This window comes from Phycisphaerales bacterium, assembly GCA_029268515.1.
Classification (GTDB): Bacteria; Planctomycetota; Phycisphaerae; order Phycisphaerales; family SM1A02; genus JAQWNP01.
Genome location: JAQWNP010000020.1, coordinates 83007 through 100623, shown reverse-complemented (window position 1 = coordinate 100623; position 17617 = coordinate 83007). Strand labels below are relative to the sequence as shown.

Below are 17617 nucleotides of genomic sequence, written 5' to 3'. Positions count from 1 at the left end.
GTTTAGGGAACTGGGACGTGATCGAGAATGGTCTGGACTAATTCGACGGAGGTCTTGTTTTCGGCCTCAGCTTCATAGGTGGGCAGTACGCGGTGACGTAAGACATCCATGGCGATGTCTTTGACATCTTGAGGTACCACGTAGCCACGTCCATCGAGGAAGGCATTGGCTTTGGCACAGAGGGCCAGACAAATTGTTGCACGGGGAGAAGCACCGTAGTCAATCAATTCGGCGAGTTCGGCATTGATTGTCTCGGGGTTTCTCGTGGCCATAATCAAGCTGACAATGTAGTCGCCGACTTGTTTGTCCATATAGATCTGATCAACGATACGACGGGCCGAAGCAATCGTGGATGGTTCCATGACCGGCGTGATATCAGTGGCTGGTTCTGTTGAAGCCATGCGGTCTAAGATCTTGCGTTCCTGATCTTGAGTCGGATAGTCAACAACAACTTTGAGCATGAAGCGGTCTACCTGAGCTTCTGGGAGCGGATAGGTGCCTTCTTGCTCAATTGGATTCTGAGTCGCAAGCACAAGAAATGGATCAGGTAGAGGAAAAGTGTCTTTCCCGATGGTCACCTGTCGCTCTTGCATTGCTTCCAGCAAAGCACTTTGGACTTTTGCTGGGGCGCGGTTGATTTCGTCGGCCAGGATGATATTTGAAAAAATTGGTCCCTTGTTGACAACAAACTCTGAATCGTTTGGTCGATAGATGAGCGTGCCAATGAGGTCGGCTGGCAGAAGATCTGGCGTAAATTGAATGCGTTGAAATCCTGTATCAACACCCTTAGCTAAGCATGAAACGGCAAGCGTTTTTGCCAAGCCAGGAACGCCTTCAATTAATAGGTGACCATTCGCAAGCATGCCAATCATCATCTTCGTCAGGAGATCATCCTGGCCCACAACCACTTGGTGGATGTGGTTTCTAAGTTGTTGAAAAGGCTGGCTGGCAGCTTGGACTTGCTGTGATATTTGTTGGATGTCGGAGGAAGTTGCGGTCATCGATCGGTGCTCTCTAATTAGTGGCCTGATGGACTAAAAATCAGTGTTGGCTTGGGGTGATGCTCATGACTTGGCATAGGAACCCTTCGCTCGTTACGCAGCCTATCCATTATCGGTTCAGACAACGAGTTCTGTATTGCCGTTGCAGACCTTTTATGGGCAGAAAAGGAGCATTTTTGATCCATAAATGTCCATATTGGAGGCAGTAATGGCAAACAGGCCTTCCCGTCCAAGCCATGATCGAGATACACTGAGATCATGGCAGAAACACCAGAAGAAATGACAGGTACCCTCCAGCGACTTCAGTGGCCGAAGGTCAAGGAATCCGAGACAACCATTGCGGAGGACATCAATCCTCCCGTCATCACGGCCCATGTCGTTGGTGAGGATGGACAAACTCGAATGTGGCCAGTCTGGGGTGATTGGATGGCTGATCAGAAAATCGGGCAGCGTGTGAGATTGCGTTTGGAAGGTGATGCCTACACTGTCACTGCGATGGATGACACTGACTAAGCCAACTCTTCAATCTGATTCAGTATGCCTTTCTTCTCTCAAAAATCACGTCGCCGCAAGCAGGCTTCTCAGCCCGTCTCAGATTCGTTTGAGCGAATTATTCGACACAACTTTATCTACGATCGTCTTCTGGATGCTGATGAACGCCAGCGTTTGAGAGGCATGGCGCAAGTGATTATCGCTGAAAAGTATTGGGAAGCTTGCGGAGGGCAGGCCATCAATGAAGAAGTTCAAGTCACGATTGCAGCTCAAGCGGCTCTTTTGTTACTTGGAATGGAACACGACTTTTTTCCCAACGTTCAGTCAATTTTGGTTTATCCCGGCGCTTATGTCCAGCAACAGCGTGATATGTGGTCGCAAGGCCCAACATCAGATTCCTCAAGTAATTTAGGTGAGGCTTGGTTTCGTGGTCCCGTGGTTTTGTCATGGGCAGATGCGAAACAGAATGGCCAGCATTTAGGCACGGGTCATAATTTGGTGATCCATGAGTTTGCGCATAAGCTTGATATGCTGTCTGGGTATGTTGATGGAACACCGCCGCAGCGAAAAAAAGAAGATTATCAGCGTTGGCATCAAGTCATGACTGAAGCGTTCCAACAATTATGCAGAGCAGTAGAACAGGGGCGCCAGACAGTCTTGCGGCCCTATGGCGCTACGAATGTGGGCGAGTTTTTTGCGGTATGCACAGAAGCGTTTTTCTTTAATCCAATTGCGATGCAGAGCCAGCATTCAGATTTATACGACGTCATGCGTGTTTACTATGGGCAGGATACAGCGGAGCGTTTTAAGCGCGTTGCTTGGCATCGTTCTTAGTGGCGGGGAGGCGTTGTAATGATCGCAGATTCTTGGGAAATCTCGGTCGATACTGGGGGCACTTTCACTGATTGTGTTGCGAATGGCTCTGACGGCAGCCAGCGTGTGATCAAGGTACTGAGTTCTGGTGTGCTGCGTGGGGTGGCGACTCAACAAAAGCACCCCAACTGCATTGTCGTCAAGTCAACCTGGATGAGTAATGCTTCTCTGGTTGGATATACGTTGAGTATTCTTGGTCAACGAGTAGAGTCACGTGTTGTTGGGCATGATCTTGTCCATGGCGAACTCACCCTAGACGCGCCCTGGCCTTCTGAGTTGACGTTTCCCCAACCAATAGAGCTCAGCGGTGGGGAGCCAGCCCCTATTTTAGCAGCTCGCTTAGCCACTGGCACTGGGCTTCAAGAGCAACTTCCATCAATTGCGATGCGAATAGCAACAACACGTGGTACCAATGCGCTACTTGAGCGAGCGGTAGCGCCTGTCGCTCTCTTTGTGACCAGGGGGTTCGGTGATCTACTTGAAATTGGAACACAGCAGCGTCCAGATATCTTTGCGCGAGTGGTTCGTAAACCCAAGCCTGTTCATCAGTCCACTGTAGAAGTTAATCAGCGGATGGATGCACAAGGCAATGAACTTTGTCCCTTAGATGAGCAGCAACTTCGCATTGATGCGCAGCAGGTACTCGATCGTGGTATTGAAGTTGCTGCGGTGGCATTTCTTCATGCTTATCGTAATGATGCGCATGAGCGAGCGGTATCTGACATCTTGTATGAAATTGGTTTTCGTTCCGTCACACTTTCAAGCGTGCTATCGCCATCAATCAAAATAGTGCCTCGGGCCCAAGGCGCTGTTGTGGATGCATGTTTGACACCGATCGTCAGCCAATACCTCGATGATGTCGGGCGGACATTAATGAGTCCATCTGGTAAGGAGACTAGTCTCAAGGCCATGACCAGTGCTGGTGGTCTTGTGGCAGCGTCACACTACAACGCTCGTGATAGTTTGCTTAGTGGCCCTGCCGCTGGTGTTGCTGGTGCAGCCGCTATTGGAAGGCGATGTGGTTGTGATCGCTTCATCGGATTTGATATGGGCGGTACGAGTACTGACGTGGCTCGATTTGATGGGGGTTATTCTTACCGATACGAGCAAAATATTGGCGGCATTTCGTTAGCGACAACTGCAATTGATATTGAAACGGTGGCTGCTGGTGGTGGTTCTATTTGTGATGTGGTTGATCAGCGCCTGACTGTTGGCCCGCGCAGTAGTGGTAGTGATCCTGGCCCGGCATGCTATGGACGAGGTGGTCCGTTGACGTTGACTGATGTCAATCTCTTGTCCGGTCGACTCGACATTGATGCAATGGAGATTCCGGTTGTTTCAGAGCCTGCCGTGGTGGAGTTGGCAGGGTTGCAAGCACAGATTGGCACTCGTCTTGAATCGAACTCACAAGAAGCAATGTTAGATGCATTGCTGGCGATTGCGGATCAGCGTGTGGCAGATGCCATCTCACAAGTATCTGCACGGCAAGGATATGATCCTGCGAACTATGCGTTGATCGCTTTTGGTGGCGCTGGGCCTCAACATGCTTGCGCTGTGGCTCGGCGACTGGGCATGACAACTGTATTCGTGCCTGGTGCTGCTTCAGTATTGAGCGCGCAGGGGCTTTCTTCCAGCGTGATCGAGCGGTTTGGTCATCGGCAGGTGATCCAGCCGTGGGCTGATGTAGAACCGAAACTGGAGTCTTATTTGACGGCTTTGGAAAATGACGCCCGTCAACAGATTGAGAGCGAAGAGGGTGCCAATGTTGTTACAAAAGTGAGGCGACAGATTCTTGGCATGCGTTTGTCTGGTCAAGAGACCACGATTGCGGTTGAATACACCAGTGATATGGATGTTGTTCAGGGCTTCGCCGATCGCTTTAAGGAGTTGTATGGTTATCAACCGCCAGATCGACAGCTTGAAGTTGAGTCTCTGAGGGTTTCAGTCGGGACCATTGCAGAAGCAGCTGATCCAGTCTCATTCGAAGTGCTTCGTAAGGCGGTGTGCCAAACAGAAACAAGGCGTGTTCGTTCTGAAGGCTCGTGGTTAGATATGCCTGTCTATCTACGCAGTCATTTGAGCACAGGCGATTGTGTTGTTGGCCCAGCGATGATCTGTGAGGGACAAACCACTTTTATCGTAGAACAGCACTGGGATGCAGTCTTGGGGAGTGATGGGACGATTCGGGCAGTGTTCAAAAATGGGCAGGAAAATACCACTGCTTTCGTGCAAGCGAGTGCTGGTGAGGTAGAGCTTTTTGCGGATGCATTTGCAGCAGTGGCGCTTGAGATGGGGCAGGTGCTGCAACGCTGCGCCATTTCTGTCAATGTGAAGGAAAGACTGGACTACTCTTGCACAGTGCTTGACCAAGAAGGACAACTTGTCGTCAATGCGCCGCATCTGCCAGTGCACCTGGGCTCGCTCGGTGTATGTGTGCAACGTGTTTTGGAAGAGCTTGAACTCAAGCCAGGTGATGTGGCCCTTACCAATCATCCTGCCTTTGGTGGTTCACACTTACCTGATTTGACGGTGATTACGGGTGTCTTCGATGAACATGGCAACACATGTGGATTTGTGGCAAGTCGTGCCCATCATGCCGAGATTGGCGGTTCTCGCCCTGGTTCGATGCCGCCTGATGCAACAAGTCTTATTGAGGAGGGCGTGGTTTTTCCGCCGCAGCTGATTGTTCAAGGTGGTGCCTTTGACCGGGCCAAAGTCGTCACCCAGCTCACCAGCGGGCCATGGCCAACGCGCGGTCTTGGTGACAATATTGCTGATCTAGAAGCCATGATTGCAGCGAATGAACGAGGTCGCATTGGACTGGAGCGATTAATACAAGACCATGGTGCTGAGCAGATTGCCAATCAGATGTCACAGCTTCAATCTTATGCTGAGCGTCTAGCGAGGGAAGCGATTGGGGCACTGCCCGATGGGAGGCGAACTGCATGTGAGCAGTTGGATGATGGGACGCCGCTGCAAGTCACCATTGATATTACTGGTAGCGAGGCAAGATTTGACTTCACGGGTTCTGGAGCAGTTCATCCCGGGAACCTTAATGCAACGCCTGCGATTGTTCGAGCCACAGTCATCTATGCGTTGCGATTGTTGGTTGACCGAAGAATCCCTTTGAATGACGGTCTTATGCGTCCAGTGGAAATGATCATTCCAGAAGGCATGCTGAATCCAAGCTTTGATATGGATCCTGCAAAGGCGCCCGCTGTGGTCGGCGGCAATGTTGAAACATCTCAACGTTTGGTGGACACGATTCTGAAGGCTTTGGAGTTGTCTGCTTGTAGTCAAGGAACGTGTAACAATCTTTTATTCGGTAACGAAGAATTTGGTTACTACGAGACGATTTGCGGGGGGACAGGTGCGAACAGTGGTTTCGATGGGGCCTCTGGTGTGCACTCTCATATGACCAATACACAAATGACTGACCCAGAGATTTTTGAGTTGCGATATCCGGTGCAACTAGAGCGGTTTGCTATTCGAACTGGCTCGGGTGGCGCTGGGCATTGGCGTGGTGGTGATGGCGTAGAGCGTCGGATACGTTTCTTGAGCCCGTTGAGTGTCTCAATGGTGACGCAACATCGGATCGTATCTCCCTTTGGACTCAAAGGTGGAGGCGATGGCGCCGTGGGGCAACAGTGGATTGAACGCGCTGCGGGGGGCCGCGTTGATCTTAACTCGGTGGATGGTGCCGAGGTCGATACTGGCGATGTGCTTGTGTTGCAGACTCCAGGCGGCGGCGGATGGGGGAATCCAAAGGAGTCGCCTTAGGTTCGTTCGACAAGTCGATCGATTAAGAAACTTGATTGTTCAAGCGCTTCGTCTGTGAAATCACCAAAGAAGCTGCGCACCTGGTCGAACATAGCGTTGAATGCTACTTCGTCACGATTCGATGCAATGTTGTTGAGATCAGTTGCGACCTTTGCAAAGACACCAGTAATTTCCTCTGTTGAGCTATTGGAATGCTGAATGCTTGCATACAAACTTGCGTCTTGCGCAAAGTGTCGAGCGGTGAGATACAAATCCATGAGATAGACAGGTGAGGTAAATGCGACCGTCTCTTTGAGGTCAAAGCCCAGTTTGGACATAGTGGCGCCCAGTACCTCGGTTGAGAAGTGTGTGAGCACTTGCACGATGGCCATCACATGATCATGACGCTCTGGCGTCGTATTAATAATCTGCATGCCACGAGCTTCAAGGACCTGTGTGAGCCATTGCAGCCAATCTGAATCAGGATGAAGTCGAGCTGGTGTGAGCGCAATACGCTGTCCCTGTAGTGAGTGAACACTCGGTCCAAACAGTGGGTGGGTGCCAATAATGTTTGCTGACGAAGATGCAAGCATTGCTTCGACAGGCGCCTTCTTGATAGAGGTCAGATCAAAGAGCAATGACTCTTTTCGTAGGTGTGGGCCCACTTCTGCAATGACGTCAAGTGTGGCATCAATAGGGACGCTAATCAGTACCGCATCAGCGCAGGCCGCAGCTTCTGCGGCCTTGAGCTTTGTATCTTGATCGACAACCATGACTTTGCTGCCAAGATCTTGGAAGAGGCCAGCAAAGCACCGCCCCATAGCGCCGTTCCCACCGATGACTGCAATAGTGCGCCCTTCCAAATTGGGTGGAACCTCTGCTCTTAGCGCTGCTTGGCGATCACGACTGGCCCAAAGCACAAGTCGCCATAAACTCTCTGCGACATCAGGATTGATACCCAGGTCGGTGGCGCGGTTGCGGCGGTCGGAAAGCAGTTCCCGTTCACGTCTAAAGTCGCGAATCCGCACGGCATTGGTACGCTTGAAACGGGCGACCTCATTGACAATTTTGTTGCGTTGAGCCATGAGCTCCAGAATCTGATGATCCACAGCATCAATCATTTCCCGAAGGACCGGCAGTGGCCGAGGTTGGCGAGCGTCATCTTTTGATTCAGGTTTCATGGGAACTATCTACGGTGATTTTCAGCGGGTAGGTTCAAAAAAGGGACTTTTCTTCGGTATAGATGGCACTGGGCCAGGGCGTCTATTTGGGGGGCAACTAGAGGGGTTTTGAATTGAGCCGAACTAGTGAACCTTTGGACCTTTGGTTCTGTATGATACCGACTTACACCGTCCCCCAGCGTGGTGCTGGAAGGGCGAATATCGATGTTGCATAAGAAGGATTGTGACCCATGGTGGTGGAAGAACTAGCCCAAGAACGTACGAATACCCAGACACATGAAAGTGCCTTTGTCGAAGCAAAAATGACTGAAGTACGTCTGAGATCTCCACAGGAGCCTGAATTTCACCAGGCTGTTGAAGAGATATTGGAATCGTTGGAGCTAACGGTTGATCGTCATCCAGAGTTTTCCAAGGCCAGGATCATGGAGCGAATTGTTGAACCTGAACGGGTCATTATGTTCCGCGTGCCATGGCTTGATGATAAAGGTGAGATCCAGGTCAACCGTGGCTATCGGGTGCAGTTTAACTCCGCCATTGGCCCATATAAGGGTGGCTTACGTTTTCACCCTTCGGTGAACTTGAGCATTCTTAAGTTCCTCGGTTTTGAGCAGATCTTTAAGAACGCGCTGACCGGCCAGCCCATTGGCGGCGGTAAGGGTGGTAGTAACTTTGATCCAAAGGGACGCTCTGATAATGAGGTGATGCGTTTTTGTCAGAGCTTTATGACAGAGCTTTGTCGTCACATTGGTCCAGATACCGACGTGCCTGCCGGTGATATCGGTGTTGGTGGTCGTGAGATCGGATACATGTTCGGCCAGTACAAGCGTATTCGGAATGAATTTACAGCCGTTCTCACTGGGCGATCCCTGGAATGGGGCGGAAGCCTGATACGTCCTGAAGCCACTGGCTACGGTTTGGTTTACTTTGTTGCTGAGCAACTCAATACACGTGGTGAACAGATAAAAGGTAAGACATGCGTGGTTTCAGGCTCTGGTAATGTTGCTCAATATGCCACAGAGAAGATCATTGAGCTTGGTGGCAAGGTCGTGACCTTGTCTGACTCCGGTGGGTTTATCTATGACGAGGCTGGTATTGATCGCGAGAAGCTCGACTTTGTCATGGACCTTAAAAATAATCGCAGAGGTCGTATTCGTGAATACGTTGATGCTTATCCGAAGGCGGTTTACACAGAGACAGATCGCGCTTTAGACCACAACCCACTATGGAGCGTTCCTTCTCAATGTGCATTGCCATGTGCGACGCAAAATGAGATCAATGAAAAAGATGTCACAAATATGATTGAGAACGGCACAATCTTGATTGCTGAAGGCGCCAATATGCCCACCAACGCAGGTGGTCAACACCTCTGTATTGAAAGTGGAATGCTGTATGGGCCAGCAAAAGCGGCAAACGCTGGTGGTGTCGCAGTGTCAGCACTTGAAATGGCTCAGGGTTCTCAGCGAATGTCGTGGAGTCGTGCTGAAGTCGATAGCAAACTAAAGGACATCATGAAGAATATTCATAATCAGTGTGTTGATGCAGCTGAGACTTATGGATGTTCAGGCGATACGCGGCATGGTGCAAACATTGCTGGATATTTGAAGGTCGCAAAGGCGATGTTGGCACAAGGTGTTGTCTAGTTACGCAGTATCCAGCCAGGACACCATTTTGTTGGCACTCTACGCATCGCGTTTGATGGGGAGTGTGCGATAGGGGTTGGGTCAGAAAGCACTGTTTTTTGATTGTTTGAATAGGTATTTTGGTATACTTCTGGTGCTCCGAGGCCTGCTCGGTCATCTCCTCGCCTGTTGGTAAAAGGGTGCGGACTGATTTTCGGCAGACTCGTGAGTATTGCACGACACGTGATTGAATTTTGTTCCAGATGTGCTGCTCTGCGGTCCATCCGATGTGATTGAACATCTCATGGTTCTGGTGTTCTAAGAGAAGAGATTCTGAATGACCAACTTTGATTTTGGTGATGAGCTGCGACATCGAAAACGTCCCGAATGGGGAACAGGCCGTGTCGTTAAGGCTGAGCCTTGCCCAGAGGCTGGGCCAGGAGCGAGGCGGTTGGCAATTCGCTTTGCAAATGCTGGATTGAAAACCATGGTTTCGCCTCATGCCGAATTAGAGCAAGCTCATGTTGACTCTTTGCCAGGTAGTGGATTGGATGATCAGGGTGTGGCTACGCAATTGGCAGAGCTTGACCAGTTGGCTGAGAATGGCTGGCTGGGTGGGGATGCCAAGCGTCGTATTGAGGAATTGATGATTGCACTGCCTGAAGAGGCTGTTGATCCTCTTTCTCAGCCAGCGAAGCGATTGACTGCCACCTTAGGTTTATATCGCTTTGAGCAAAATGGTCATGGCTTGCTGGACTGGGCGACCGCCCAATCACAACTTGACGATCCAATGGATCGATTCCAGCGTCATGAGCTTGAACATTTCTATGAGCGTTGGCAGGAGGTGCGAAATGAGCATCTTCGCCAGTTACTTCGAGAAGGTGGAATCACGTCAAGTCAGCTGCAGAGCATATTGGATAGTGCTCCAGCCGCGGCTCAGAAGCGTGTGCGGAAAGACCTTGCGATCCGCTGATCCTTCGATGGGGTGTTAAATAATCTGAGCGTTGGGATAGAGCGATCGCAGCTGGTTGCGTGCTGTTGCATCAAGTGTTGAATTGCTGCGACAGCGATGTTGCTTTTGTGCAACATCCCTCCCAGGTCATCGCTTGATTCAGCCGCCTGATCATTGCGTATTTCATGTACGTCCGAGAGTTTTCGGCTTGAGCGTCTACTGAGGACGGTTTATCTCACTTTTTGTTGATATTGGCACGGCGGAGCGTCCTTCGAGCTGGCGCGCGGCGCGGTGATTGTTTCTCTTTCTAGTAGAGGCATCGAATGCCCATCCGATTGGAGAAGAGAAAAATGGACGAGCAGAACTTTCAAGTGAAATTGCAATCGCTTCTAGACAAGATTGAGACCTTGCCAAAGGAGCATCGGAAGTCTTTGGAACAATTGGCAGCCCATACGGCAGATCGAAGACGTCGGCTCCATGGCGCTGTTTCTGAGTTGCAGGACTCAATGGATTACTTACGGCTAAGTGTGAAGTACTTGGTCTTTGACCTTGAGGCGACACGTCGAGAGAACGGTTATTTGCGAAAGTTGCTTGAGCAAAGCTCGCGTGAGGACGCACCGCGACCAGACCGTGATGATGAGATGTACGGCGGCGATGAGTATTGAGAATGAATAAGAAGGAACACTGGCACCCTAGCTGACATTGCAGGGAAGTTGGTTGGGGTGCCTTTGGGGCCGTTTTAGGGGACTACCTCATTTTTATGAAGGTAGTAGCGAGGAGAGGCACGACGCTCGTGGGGGGGCGTCGTGTCTCTGTTTCATTTGCCATGATTAGATTTTATACAGCCGGCCGGCATCTTGCCGGCCGGCCATGTCTAATTGCCCAATGGGAAGCAGGGCAGTCAGACGGGTGGATGTTGATTTGAGATGTCGTCTGACAGGTTTGTATTGATGTCAGATTTAGGAGTCGTAGTTGTTTCGTTCGTTTGAGGTCTAGGATTCAATAGACAGGCATCTCTGAGTGCCATTTCAAGCCAGGTTCAGAGTCTCTTTCGGTTCGGTCAAGAGGGCTCTGAAGAGTAATACGCAATCTCAGGTCAAAAGGATCTAAAGGAATGTTCGTTGGATCAAATTACTGAGTCGTTATGGTGATGGTTATGTGCGGTAGGTATTGCTTGACAGTTGATAGTTCGGCTCTCCTAAGCCTCTTTGGGCTTGGGGCGGGTTTTATTTGGACGTCGCGATATAACGTAGCGCCAACACAGATGATGCCAGTCGTTCGTGCGTCCCAGATGCCCCTAGAGGATGGAGTTGGGCCACATTTAGATTGCTTAAGGTGGGGTTTGATTCCATCTTGGTCAAAGGATGTGAAGGCTGGCGCAAGGATGATTAACGCTCGCTCTGAAACAGTCTGTGAGAAGCCAGCCTTTCGCTCGGCGGTTCGTCATAGGCGTTGTTTAGTTCCTGCTGATGGATTTTTTGAGTGGAAGAAATTGTCGAGTGGTATCAAAAAGCCCTATTGCATTCGCATGCATGGCGGTTCGTTGTTTGCATTTGCCGGTATTTGGGAGCGCTGGCAGGGTGATTTAGGGCAAGTTGGGGGGCTATTTGAGGAAGCTGGGGCAGATCTTTCAGGAGATGTGGTTGAGTCCTTCTCAATTTTGACAACACGTCCAAATAGGTTGATGGGGGCAATTCATGATCGAATGCCTGTGATTCTCAATGACTCAGATTTTAGTCAGTGGCTTGATCCAGAAATAACTGAGGTATCTGATGTTGAGGCATTAATTGATAGGGTTGCCCAGCCATTTGATGAATTAGCGATGGAGGCATACCCGGTCAGTCCACAGATGAACCATGTAGGTTTTGAGGGGCCGGGGGTTTTAGAGCCCTTGCAGGATACCGAATAAAACCCTAACATAAAAAGATGGCTGTGATGACAGGCGATATGGCTGGTGTGCGTGGTCGATCCGTAGTTTTGGATCGGTTGGTTGAGCGGGTGCAGTCTATTGAAGCCGGTGTTTCTTGCTGTGGTGTCGGGCGTGAAGATCATGATGGTCTTGCGCGGGTGAGTACTGGCTGGGATGTCTTTGACCAGCTTTTAGGTGGTGGATTGTGTCGGGGCCGATTGCATGAGTGGTTTGGGGTTTTTGGTAGTAGTACATCGCAAGTGAAACCTTGGGCACCACCATTGGCTGTATTGAGTCATTGTGTTGAGCGCGCCTTAGGAAAAGGGGTTGCAATTTGGTTTGGTCGCAGTGTGTGGCCATATGCACGGCTGCTATCAAATCGAGTGCGAAGATTGTCATTGTTTGTCGATTTAGGAAATCAAGCCAGTCTCAGCAAAGGCGTTTTTGTCTGGGCTGTTGAGATGGCATTGCGATGTCATTCAGCTTCAGTTGTGATCGCTGATGGTCGTGGTTTAAGTATGGCCGCAAGTCGTCGTTTACAGCTCGCGGCCGAGGAAGGTGGGGGATTATGTTTATTGGCTCGTTCGCCAAATGAATATGGAGTTTTATCTGCAGCATCAACACGTTGGCGTGTTTCATGGTGCCAAAGTCAGGAATATTGCCCGCGGTGGCGTATTGAGTTAATGCGTATGAAAGGTTGTGGTGTTGGTTTTCGTTCGATGATAAATACAGAAGGGTGTATTGTTGAGGGGTTTTGCAATGAAACGCATGGTTTGCGTGTGGTTGCCTGACTGGTCAGTTGATGTAATGCGTCGCCGGAAACGGTTGTCAAATGAAACAATCGTGCTGTTAGTCATCGCTGGTTTAGAAGATGAAGTGGTGCGATGTTGCCAAAAAGCTTGTCAGTTGGGCATTGTTCCAGGGATGTCAGTTTCTCATGCTCGGACTTTGATTGGCGATCGCGACAAAGAACTATTTATAAACACCTTGGACGAGCGGCAAGATGCGCTTGCGATGGTTCGTTTGGCGCGGTGGGCCAAACGTTATTCGCCACGAGTCATGATTGACCAGAGTCCCTCATGTGGTGAAGGTCTTATTTTGGACGTGACAGGTTGTACGCATCTGTTTGGAGGAATGTCGGTGATGGTTGAGCAAATAGCTACATCACTTGAAAGATTTTGCGTGCGTTCGTTTGTTGGCTGTGCGGGAACAATTGGTTGTGCGTGGGCCGCGTCGAGATATAAAGGTGGGCAGTGTGTTGAGCCTGGTGGTGAGCGTTCTTTTTTGAGTTCATGTCCAGTGACTTCTTTGCGTTTAGATTTGACGTGTGTTGCTTCATTGCATGAGGTCGGACTATATGACATAGGAATGTTGTGGGGTATTCCTAAAGCTGAGCTGGCAGATCGATTTGGTTTGACGTTGGTTCGGCGTTTAGATCAGGCATTAGGTATCGGTGCTGAGGTCGTGACATGGCTTGATGACGATGCCTTGCCATATGTGTCGCAGCGTTTTTCTGGTCCAGTTTCGTCTTTGGAAACAATGAGTTGCGTGGTGCACAATTTATGTAAAGAGCTGTCGTGTGTATTGCATGAGCGTTCACGTGGAGCAGTTCGCTTGTTGTTGTTATGCCTTGGTTCAGATGAATTAGAAATCCGCCGTGAATTATGTGTGAGCCAGCCAGTTTGTGATGGTGAGCATTGGTGGTCTTTGCTGCGATTAGAGCTTGAGGCATTAGAATTTTTTTGTAAGGAAAATAATTTTGGAGGAGGCTCTGGTGGTGTTGAAGAAATCATCATTCAAGTATTGTCATGGGAACTAATGGCCTACGAGCAAGGAGCCTTTTTAGAAAAGGATTCGTTGGTAGGTGGCGCAGATGGTTTCGGTAGCTCTTGTATTAGTGGCAGTCTTTTAAAAGGTGATGTTGGATTTCTTGCTGACAGTCTGCGTAGTCGCGTGGGCGATGATTGCGTGTGGTCAATGAAGTCGGTTGCAACTCATCTTCCTGAGAATGTGTCATGGTTTGATGCTTCAGGAAGTGTAGATGTTGAAGGTGACATTTTTGATAACAAGCTATTCCGCCCTTCATTAATGCTTGAATCTCCTGAATTGCTTGAGGTTCTAAAGTTCAGCGATGGTGGTGTTCCTCAGCATTGGCGTTGGCGTGGCATTGAAACAAAATGCATTTTAAGCGATGGCCCTGAAGTCATTTCAGAGGCTTGGTGGCAAGGTTTTGGTAATCCTCGCGGGCGTTTTTATTTTCGCGTTCAAGATGCGTCAGGTTGTTGGCTATGGATATTTTGGACTCAAACAAATGGGTCCAATCTCATTGAAGATGGTTTGTGGTACTTGCATGGATGGTGGGCGTGACGTGTCATCCAAATGGGCTGAGCTTCAGGTCACCAGTAATTTCTCGTTTCTCGTAGGATCAAGTCATCCTGATGAGTTAGTCGATCGCTCGGCGTTGCTGGGTCATGATGCCATCGCATTAACTGATATGCACACCGTATCTGGTGTGGTCCGTGGTCACATTGCAGCAAAGCGTGCAGGCATTCCGTTTGTGGTAGGTACACGTATTTCGTTGCTAGATAGTGTTGGTCCTTCTTTTGATGGAGAAACTATTCAAGGAATAAGCCCAGAGGCAAGTGGTTGTTCAATTCTTTTGTATCCCACGGATGTTCAATCATATGGCCGAATGTGTCGTTTGTTGACGTTAGGTAAACGCCGCACGGTTAAAGGGGGGTGCCTGTTATGGACCCACGATCTCATCGCTTTTAATGAAGGGTTGTTGGCAGTTATTTTGCCGCCTCCAGTCTTAGGTGAGCGTTTTCTTGAATTGCTAGAAGGCCTGAAGCGAACGTTTGTTGATGATCGATTGTCGTTGGGTGCTTGTGTTGGCTGGAATGGCAATGATCGTCAGTGGATGAGCCAGTTGCGATCATTAAGTTCGCATGCTGGTATTCGTTTAGTAGCAATTAATGATGTGGTGCATCATGTTCCTGAGCGAAAGGCTTTGCAAGATGTAGTGACATGTATTCGTTATGGTTGTACGTTGGAGCAGGCTGGTTTTCGTTTGCGGGCGCATTCTGAGCGTCATTTGAAGTCGGCTGAGATGATGGTTTCTTTATATAAAAGGCTTCTGGGAGTTCGTGATGGCATGGCGGCGGTATCTCGAACGGTTGAGATTGCCCATCGCTCTCTAGAATTTAATTTAGATTCACTAAAATATGAATACCCAAAAGAGGTGGTTCCATATGGGCAGACACCTCATGGGTATCTTCGATATCTGGTCGAGCAGGGTGCCAAGCATCGTTATCCAAAGGGTGTAACGGGTGTGGTGCGTGACCGTTTGGCTCATGAGTTGAGTCTTATCGAAGAGCTTCGCTATGCATCATACTTTTTGACAGTGCACGATTTGGTGTTATTTGCAAAAGAGCATGGAATCTTGTGTCAAGGCCGTGGGGCCGCAGCAAACTCAGCTGTTTGCTTTTGTCTTGGGGTTACATCAGTTGATCCAGAGCGAATTGACATGTTGTTTGAGCGTTTTATTAGTCGGGAGCGTGATGAACCTCCTGACATTGATATTGACTTTGAACATGAACGCCGTGAAGAAGTAATTCAGTACATCTATCGTAAATATGGACGTGAGCGAGCAGCTCTGACGGGAGTTGTTATTACCTATCGTTGGCGGAGTGCCGTTCGCGAGGTGGGTAAAGTGCTAGGGTTTTCAGAAGCCTGTATTGATCGAATGGCGAAGAGTGGTGATTGGTGGCAGTCGAATAATGTACCTGAGAGTCGTTTGGCAGAGGCAGGTGTTGATCCCGCTGATCCTAGCGTGTGCCGACTTATCACGATGGCCAAATCCTTAATCGGAAGTCCTCGTCATTTGTCGCAGCATGTAGGTGGATTTGTTATTACAGATCGCCCGTTGTGCGAGTTGGTTCCAATTGAAAATGCAGCTATGCGCGATCGAACTGTCATTGAATGGGATAAAGATGACATTGATGCGATGGGAATGTTGAAAGTTGATGTACTTGGATTGGGGATGTTGACCTGCATTCGTAAGTGTTTTGATAGCGTCAAAGAGTATCGAGGGCAGTCGATGTCATTGGCGACTGTGCCAGTAGAAGATAAAGCTGTTTACGACATGATTTGTCGAGCCGATACTGTGGGCGTATTTCAGATTGAATCCCGAGCGCAGATGTCAATGTTGCCCAGACTCAAGCCATCGTGTTTCTATGATTTGGTAATTGAGGTGGCAATTGTCCGTCCAGGTCCGATCCAGGGACAGATGGTGCATCCATACCTACGGCGCCGGCAGGGGAAGGAGCCAGTGGTATACCCAAGCCAGGCGGTGCAACGTGTATTAGAAAAAACATTAGGCGTGCCGCTTTTTCAAGAGCAGGCGATGTCTTTGGCAATTGTGGCGGCGGGTTTTACGCCCGGAGAAGCAGATCAATTACGAAGGGCAATGGCGTCATGGAAGCGTCGAGGAAATCAAATGGAAGCGTTCGCAAAACGTTTTCATGAAGGGATGTTGCAAAGTGGTTATGAGAAATCGTTTGCAGATAGTTGCTTCGATCAGCTTAAGGGTTTTAGTGAGTACGGTTTTCCAGAATCGCATGCAGCAAGCTTTGCTTTGCTCGTGTATGTGTCAGCATGGTTGAAGTGTCATGAGCCAGCAATTTTTGCGGTGTCATTACTTAATAGCCAGCCAATGGGATTTTATGCTCCGGCTCAGATTATTCGTGACGCTAAGTCGCATGGTGTCCAAGTACTTTCAGTTGATATTTTGCGTAGCCAGTGGGATTGCACATTAGAGGTTTGTGATGATGGTTGTGAGGCGATTCGTTTGGGTATGCGATTGGTGAAGGGGTTGCGACGTAAAGATGCTGAGGCAGTCATTGAGGCGATTCGAGCTAATGAGGCAAAAGATAGATTTGGGATTGTGGGCTTAGCAAGAGCGGCAGGTCTTGGTGGGGCACAACTTCGTCCATTAGCAAAGGCTGATGCTTTTAATTCGATGGGTTTGAACAGACGGCAGGCGTTGTGGCAGGTTGGTGGATTGGGAGTTGGTTTTTCGAGTGTCAATAACACAATCTTTGCTGATACATCTTTGCGTGAACCAGCGGTGGTTTCGTTGCCAGAATGTTCCGCATTTGATGAGGTGATTGATGATTATGGATCATTAGGGTTGTCACTGAAATCGCATCCAATTTCATTTATACGGGACTGGTTAAATGAGCGAGGATGTGTAGATTCAAGAGTTGTCAGTGAAGGGGCAGGTCAAGAAAAAATGGCTGATGGATCATGTGTGATCGTGGCTGGCTTAGTATTGTTGCGACAGCGACCATCGACAGCCAATGGCGTTGTTTTTATTACATTGGAAGATGAGTATGGCGTCGTCAATTTGGTGTTGCGTCCTGATGTGTACGAGTCCAATCGTTTGGCTGCTCGGCATGCAGTCGCAGGTTTGGTTTGGGGTAAAATTGAGCGCAGGGATGGTGTCGTGCACGTGTTAGTGATGCAGATGAAGTCACTTGATGGTTTATTGCGTGATGTCGGTAGTCGAAATAACAGGATGTCACTTAGAAGATCGTGATCAATGCAAATCCGACAATGATGAGGACAATAATGAGAATGAAGATGCGGTTTCGCATATCGTGATCAAGTGGCGCTCGGCGAGAGATGTCGCTGCCAATTTGATCGCCGCATTCCGGACAGAATTCTGCCTGATCCCATACTTCTATGCCACAGTTTGGGCAGCGGCCAGTTTCGTCGCTAAAGCGTTCAATATCTTGGTCGCTAGGGCCTTGGTCCATCATTGAATCAAT

At 49.3% G+C, this 17617-nt stretch carries 13 protein-coding genes; 10 read left to right on the top strand and 3 right to left on the bottom strand.

Annotated features, from left to right (window positions below; all coding sequences use genetic code 11):
• Positions 1 to 2 precede the first annotated feature (2 nt).
• Positions 3 to 1001 (bottom strand): MoxR family ATPase, encoded by a 999-nt coding sequence (locus P8J86_13175; protein ID MDG2055643.1) that lies wholly within the window; start codon positions 999 to 1001, stop codon positions 3 to 5.
• 258 nt (positions 1002 to 1259) lie between these two features.
• On the opposite strand from P8J86_13175, the gene P8J86_13170 reads away from it, so the two are divergent.
• The 3 genes from P8J86_13170 to P8J86_13160 are packed head-to-tail and all read left to right on the top strand — an operon-like array spanning position 1260 to position 6146.
• Positions 1260 to 1514: a hypothetical protein gene (locus tag P8J86_13170; protein MDG2055642.1), complete on the top strand. Its 255-nt coding sequence runs from the start codon at positions 1260 to 1262 to the stop codon at positions 1512 to 1514.
• A 24-nt stretch (positions 1515 to 1538) separates the two neighbouring features.
• Positions 1539 to 2327 carry a M90 family metallopeptidase gene (locus tag P8J86_13165; protein MDG2055641.1) on the top strand — a complete coding sequence of 263 codons (789 nt, stop codon included), beginning with the start codon at positions 1539 to 1541 and terminating at the stop codon, positions 2325 to 2327.
• An 18-nt stretch (positions 2328 to 2345) separates the two neighbouring features.
• Entirely contained in the window at positions 2346 to 6146 is a 3801-nt protein-coding gene (locus P8J86_13160; protein MDG2055640.1) for a hydantoinase B/oxoprolinase family protein, read from the top strand.
• On the opposite strand, the gene tyrA is transcribed toward P8J86_13160, so the two are convergent.
• The gene (gene tyrA, locus P8J86_13155) at positions 6143 to 7306 is read right to left on the bottom strand and encodes a bifunctional chorismate mutase/prephenate dehydrogenase (GenBank protein MDG2055639.1); all 1164 of its coding nucleotides are present in this window, start codon (positions 7304 to 7306) and stop codon (positions 6143 to 6145) included. The two genes, P8J86_13160 and tyrA, sit on opposite strands and share 4 nt — an antisense overlap.
• 230 nt (positions 7307 to 7536) lie before the next feature.
• Between tyrA and gdhA the strand changes: the two genes are divergently transcribed.
• From gdhA to P8J86_13120, 7 genes are all read left to right on the top strand, one after another.
• Positions 7537 to 8946 (top strand): NADP-specific glutamate dehydrogenase, encoded by a 1410-nt coding sequence (gene gdhA, locus P8J86_13150; protein MDG2055638.1) that lies wholly within the window; start codon positions 7537 to 7539, stop codon positions 8944 to 8946.
• 316 nt (positions 8947 to 9262) lie between these two features.
• The gene (locus tag P8J86_13145; GenBank protein ID MDG2055637.1) at positions 9263 to 9898 is read left to right on the top strand and encodes a DUF3553 domain-containing protein; all 636 of its coding nucleotides are present in this window, start codon (positions 9263 to 9265) and stop codon (positions 9896 to 9898) included.
• A gap of 329 nt (positions 9899 to 10227) precedes the next feature.
• Entirely contained in the window at positions 10228 to 10542 is a 315-nt protein-coding gene (locus P8J86_13140) for a hypothetical protein (GenBank protein ID MDG2055636.1), read from the top strand.
• A 491-nt stretch (positions 10543 to 11033) separates the two neighbouring features.
• Complete coding sequence (locus tag P8J86_13135) at positions 11034 to 11786, top strand: SOS response-associated peptidase (protein ID MDG2055635.1); 753 nt, start codon at positions 11034 to 11036, stop codon at positions 11784 to 11786.
• Positions 11787 to 11812: 26 nt separating this feature from the next.
• The gene (locus P8J86_13130; GenBank protein MDG2055634.1) at positions 11813 to 12577 is read left to right on the top strand and encodes a hypothetical protein; all 765 of its coding nucleotides are present in this window, start codon (positions 11813 to 11815) and stop codon (positions 12575 to 12577) included.
• Positions 12546 to 14153, top strand: coding sequence for a DNA polymerase Y family protein (locus P8J86_13125; protein MDG2055633.1), 1608 nt, complete (start codon positions 12546 to 12548; stop codon positions 14151 to 14153). The genes P8J86_13130 and P8J86_13125 overlap by 32 nt, the downstream gene beginning before the upstream one ends.
• Positions 14098 to 17385 (top strand): error-prone DNA polymerase, encoded by a 3288-nt coding sequence (locus P8J86_13120; GenBank protein MDG2055632.1) that lies wholly within the window; start codon positions 14098 to 14100, stop codon positions 17383 to 17385. Before P8J86_13125 ends, P8J86_13120 begins: the two co-directional genes overlap by 56 nt.
• Here P8J86_13120 and P8J86_13115 read toward each other — a convergent pair.
• Positions 17372 to 17608: a zinc ribbon domain-containing protein gene (locus P8J86_13115; GenBank protein ID MDG2055631.1), complete on the bottom strand. Its 237-nt coding sequence runs from the start codon at positions 17606 to 17608 to the stop codon at positions 17372 to 17374. The genes P8J86_13120 and P8J86_13115 overlap by 14 nt on opposite strands.
• Positions 17609 to 17617 lie beyond the last annotated feature (9 nt).